This is a genomic window from Desulfovibrio sp. (assembly GCF_035644575.1).
Classification (GTDB): Bacteria; Desulfobacterota; Desulfovibrionia; order Desulfovibrionales; family Desulfovibrionaceae; genus Desulfovibrio.
Window position 1 is genome coordinate 1 of record NZ_DASQOG010000241.1, and the last position, 1,715, is coordinate 1,715.

Consider the following 1,715-nt stretch of genomic DNA (forward strand, 5'->3'; position numbering starts at 1 on the left):
TTTTGTCGGGATGTTTCATGGTACTCTCCTCAGATTGCTGATTGTGGTGCCGACTCAGTCAATATCTACCGACACGGTCAGGGCCGCGCAGGCCAACACGATGTCGCTGCAACCGGGGCTGAAGCAGGCAACTTCAAGGCCTGGGGTGCGCAAGCCGCCCGTAACGACCTCAATGCTCTTTTCCCCGATGGGGATGGCGGCAAGCACTGCCTCCTTGTCCACCAGATCAGGTTCGGGCACGGCAATACGCGCGTGCACATGCACTCCCTGAAACGAGCCGCGCCCGAGTATCTCCACCAGGCCGCACAGGCAGCTGCGCGAAATGGCGTCCTTAACAGCGCGGTATGCGGCCTTGGTCATGTTTGCGCCGTGCAGGTCGGCCCCTGTGCCCAGTTCAACCACGTAACGTTGCAGCATTGGATTCCTCCGCTGACTAGCCCAGCATGCGCACGGGCTGTTCAAGCATGTCCGCAAGTGTGCGCAGGAAACTCATGGCCGGGCCGCCATCGGTGACCATGTGGTTGAAGGTGAGGGAAAGGGTCATCATCTTGCGCACGCACAGCTGGCCCTCAAGAACGCCCGGCTTTTCCACCACGCGGCCCACGCCGAGGATGCTTGTTTCCGGCGGGTTGAGGATGGGGGTAAAGCCATCCACGCCAAGCATGCTCACATTGGAAATGGTAAAGGTGCCGCCGGAAATCTCGTCCATGGAAAGGCCGCCCTTGCGGGCGCGGCTGGCAGCGTCGCGCACCTTGGCCTTGAGTTCTTCAAGGCTGAACGTGTCCGCATTTCTGACGTTGGGAACAATGAGGCCCGTATCAAGCGAAACGGCGATGCCAAGGTTCACATGTTTGTGCATGTGGATGCCGTCTGCCTGCAGGGTGGTGTTCATGACGGGGTGCTGCCTGAGTGCGCGGCACACGGCAAAAGCGATGATGTCGTTGAACGAGAGGCGGTATTCCGGGTCTTTTTTGTTGCGGGCCAGCATTGTGTCGCGCAGGGAAACCATTTCAGTAACATCGGCTTCCACAAAAACGGTCAGCTGCGCCGCGTTTTGCAGGCTGGCCTGCATGTTGTCTGCTATGAGCTTGCGCAGGCCGTCCATGGGGATGACTTCGTCCGCATCTGCATCAGGGGTGGAGCAGGGTTGCGCCGGGGCCGCGCTGGCCGGGGCCGGGGCTTTTGCGGCTGCTTCGTGGGCGGCGCGAACATCCTTTTCTGTAACAATGCCGTCGCGCCCTGTGCCCGTTACTGTTGCCAGGTCAACGCCAAGTTCTTTGGCGGCCTTGCGGGCTGCTGGCATGGCGCGGACTTCACCTTGCGCCATATTGGCCTGCGCGGCTGATCCCTGGCTTTTGGCTCCGGAAGCGGCAGAAGCTGCAGGGCTGGCCGCCGCATCTGCGTTTTGCGAGGCAGGGGCTGCCACAGCCTCTCCAGATTCGCCAATAATGCCGATAACCTGCATGACGGGAACAACCTCGCCCTGCGGGCTGACAATCTGCAAAAGCACGCCGCCTGCCGGAGATTCGACCACGTTGGTGATCTTGTCCGTTTCCACTTCCAGCAGGGGTTGTCCCACTGCCACCGCACCGCCTTCGGCCACAAGCCAGCGCGCAATCTTGCCTGTTTTCATGGTGAGGCCCCATTTGGGCATCTGCACTTCGTAGGCCATCCGCTACCTCCTTGCGCCGATGTGGCGCACGCGTTTATGCCTA

Annotated in this window: 2 protein-coding genes; both read right to left on the reverse strand. The window is 60.8% G+C overall.

Annotated features, from left to right (window positions below; all coding sequences use genetic code 11):
* Positions 1-54: 54 nt before the first annotated feature.
* Positions 55-417 (reverse strand): Lin0512 family protein, encoded by a 363-nt coding sequence (locus tag VEZ52_RS13455; protein ID WP_022660107.1) that lies wholly within the window; start codon positions 415-417, stop codon positions 55-57.
* A 16-nt stretch (positions 418-433) separates the two neighbouring features.
* Positions 434-1,672, reverse strand: coding sequence for a dihydrolipoamide acetyltransferase family protein (locus VEZ52_RS13460; protein ID WP_324837271.1), 1,239 nt, complete (start codon positions 1,670-1,672; stop codon positions 434-436).
* Between the last annotated feature and the right edge of the window lie 43 nt (positions 1,673-1,715).

What these genes read in the sequence shown, in the direction of transcription:
- VEZ52_RS13460 (WP_324837271.1), bottom strand. Translation starts at nt 1,672, where the DNA reads ATGGCCTACGAAGTGCAGATGCCCAAATGGGGCCTCACCATGAAAACA.
- VEZ52_RS13455 (WP_022660107.1), bottom strand. Translation starts at nt 417, where the DNA reads ATGCTGCAACGTTACGTGGTTGAACTGGGCACAGGGGCCGACCTGCAC.